The organism is Ruminococcus sp., assembly GCF_016283395.1.
The window spans coordinates 1-3290 of the sequence record NZ_JAEEMU010000012.1 but is presented as its reverse complement, the minus strand read 5'-3'; the positions used below and the strand labels follow the sequence as shown (position 1 = coordinate 3290).

Here is a 3290-nt window from a genome sequence, read left to right as displayed (position 1 = left end):
AATATTTACATCTTTTGCTGTATACTCTAAGCTGTTAGCCTTTGCGTATTTTTCAGCTGCCGAGCCTGAGAACACGCTCATAGAGAAGCCGCTTACCTTGGTTTTCTGCTCGTTTGCATAAGTGAAACCGAAAGCATCTTCACCGACCTGAGCTACGCTCTTTGGTATATTTACCTGTTTCAGCTCCTCACAGCCGAGGAACGCTTCCTTGCCTATGGTCTTTAGTCCCTCTGTAAGCACTACCTTATTCAGCTTCATACAATAAGCAAAACCAAGTTCGTCAATAAGTTCAAGAGAAGCCGGCAGGTCTACGGTCTCAAGTCCCATATCGAACATAAATGCACCAAATCCGATGCTTTTGAGGCCCTCTGCGAAGTCAGTTTTCTTGATAGATGAGCAGTTCCTGAACGCTTCGTCTTCTATGTATACCAGCGAATTAGGCAGGAACAGATTGGTTATCTGGGCGCAGGTGGAAAATGCACCGCTTTTGACAGTGTTTACACCGTTGGGAATGACTACATCGCCGCTTATCTCAGTTGAAGCACGGTAGATAAAGTGCTTGTCTTTATCCATTAGCATCTCGTTCTCATAGATGAAATTGCTCGTTGCGGAAGCATCAATATCATTTATTGAGAACCAGCAGCCCATAGCGTTGTCGTTTATTTCTTTAAGCGAAGCAGGCAGACGGAATGAGCTTATCTTGCCGCACTGATAAAATGCATAGTCGCCGAATGAAGTTATGGTATCGGGAAGCTCTACATTTTCAAGATTATCGCAAAGTGCGAATGTAAACGGAGCAACTTCCGTAAGTGTATCAGGCAGCTTTACGCTTTCGAGAGCACTGCACGAGAAGAATGCATATTCACCGAGAGATTTCAGCTTTTTCGGCAGTTTTACGTTTTTGAGCGATGCACAGCCGTAAAAGGCTCTTGGTTCAATAGTAGTTACAGAGTCGGGGATATCAAGTGAGGTTATTGCAGTACAGTTCAGAAATGCGCCCTCACCGATAGCTGTTACAGCAGTACCGTTTCTCATTGAAGGTATGGATTCTACGATAGTAGCCGTACACTGAGTTATCTTGTAAGTATTGTCGTCTGTGAGCTCAAAGACAAACGAACCGTCAGTCAACGGATCGTCGCCTGCACCCTGTAAATTATCAGCAGCAGCACTGAACGGTACGCTGCATAATGTCATAAAGCCTGCTACAAATAAAGCGGCAGCCTTTTTTATATCAATCCTCATCGGATACTTCCTCCTCATCGTCCTCATATTCTTCATCATCGTCATCTGCGTCCTCGTCAGCCTTTTCTTCCTCCTGCTTCTTGCTGCGGAGCTCGGCTGCCTTTTCTTTTCTTCTGGCTTTATCAGCAGCAGCCTTCTTCTTTTTTACGCCCTTGCCGATGAGTATGCCGAGGACTGTGAGGATAGCTGCGCTTATGATGCCGATTAGGGTATAAAGGAAGCGTGTATCCATGTTCTTTCCGAGTATTTCTGTTGTATTTGTAATGACCTCAATGCCGTTTTCTTTAGCGTATTCATATGCCTTAGAGCTTTCGGGAGCATAGAGCTTGAAGCCTGCAACGAGAAGGTCATTGCCTGTTTCGGAGTCCTTCGAGTCGGTGTCAGTGTCAGTATCGGTTTCAGCATCGGAAGAATGGTCCTTGCAGTAACCGAATGCACAAGTGCCGATAGTTTTGAGGTTTTCGTAAAGTCTCAGGCTTTTCAGTGAAGTGCAGTTATAAAATGCGTCTGCTTCGATAGTATTAAGTTTTTCTGAGACCTCAACGGAGCTGAGATTTGAGCAGCCCTCAAATGCGTATGCAAGTATTTTCTCAACTTTGGACATTTTCACGCTTTTGATGTTCTTATTGTTGAGGAAAGCAGACATGCCTATCTCCTTTACACTGTTGGGAACAGTGAAGCTGTCGCCCGATTTATTTGCAGGGTAGCAGAGAAGTGAAGTCTTGTCCTTTGAGTAGAGGATACCGTCGTTAGAGCTGTAATTTCCGTCGCCCTCACCGATGTTTATTTCTTCAAGCAGCGGGCAGTATACGAAAGGTTCATCGTCCTGCCAGTCCTTCAGACAGCCTGCGGCTGTTACTTTTTTCAGTGCGCCGCAGCCGCTGAACACAGCTTCTGCGATAGTCTCAGCACCCTTGAACTCGATAGTTTCAAGCTTTGCACATTCAGCAAAGGCAGCCTGACCTATTTTCTTTACACTTTCGGGGATAATGAGAGTTTTGAGCTCTGGACATTGCAGGAATGCACTTTCTCTTATTTCAGTGACTGTATCGGGCAGGATTATCTCCTCAGCCTGACAAGGTGTGAAGCAGCCGGGGTATACGACAGTTATTGTATTTCCGTCTATTTCCGAGGGTACAGTAACGGTCTTGTCCGCAGCTCTGCATGAGATGAGCAGAGTTGTATTGTTCTTGATAGCGTAGGTATAATCGCCTGAATTGACAGTTTCTAAGTTCAGGAGCTCTTTCTCCTGTGTATATTCCTCACGGGTGAGGAAAGTGAAGCTGTTTTTATAGTCGTAGTCGCTGTCGGAGTCTGTAGAATATTTGTAAGCTGCACCGCCTATCTTACCGACTAAGGTAAAATCGTTCATAGGTATGATACCGCCGTATTCCGATGAGCGGTATCCGAAAGCGGAATAGCCGATCTCCTGCACAGAATCGGGGATAACTATAGTATCGAGCCCTGTATCCACGAAGGCATACTGTCCGATAGACGTGAGCGACTCTGGGAGAGCTATATCCTTTATGAGACTACAGCTTGAAAAAGCACCGCCGCCGATAGCTTCAAGACTGTCAGGGAAAATAATATTTTCCATTGTGCTGCAATTCGAGAATGCATAGTTAGGGAGAGCCTTTATTATAGTCTTACTGAGATCCACGGATTTAAGGTATATCATGTCGCCGAATGCGAAAGCACCTATCATCTCAAGCGAAGTCGGGAAATTCAGAGTGGTGAGTTTTGCACTGTAGAACGAAGCAAATCCGAGAGTAGTAACTCCCTCGGGGATAGTATAGCTGTCGCCCTCCTTGCACCACGGATAGCATATCAGAGTTTTCATGTCCTTGGTAAAGAGGACTCCTTCAACAGAAGTATACTCAGCATTACCGCTGTCTACTTTTATCTCCTTGAGCTTTGTGCAGTACATAAAAGGGTTGTCTGCGGAGATATACTCAATGGAAGCAGGGATAGTAACGGTAAGGTACGGATTGCTTTCGTGGTCTTTACCCAGAGCGTTCTTGCCAAGCTCAGTGACTTTTTTGCCTTCG

Annotated in this window: 2 protein-coding genes; both read right to left on the bottom strand. The window is 45.4% G+C overall.

Annotated features, from left to right (window positions below; translation table 11 throughout):
- Nucleotides 1-1242 (bottom strand): leucine-rich repeat domain-containing protein (locus QZZ41_RS00280; protein WP_295066585.1); only part of this gene is annotated, 1242 nt, incomplete at its 3' end.
- On the bottom strand, nucleotides 1232-3290 hold a 2059-nt coding region (locus tag QZZ41_RS00275; protein ID WP_295066583.1), incomplete at its 5' end, for a leucine-rich repeat domain-containing protein. The genes QZZ41_RS00280 and QZZ41_RS00275, both read right to left, overlap by 11 nt.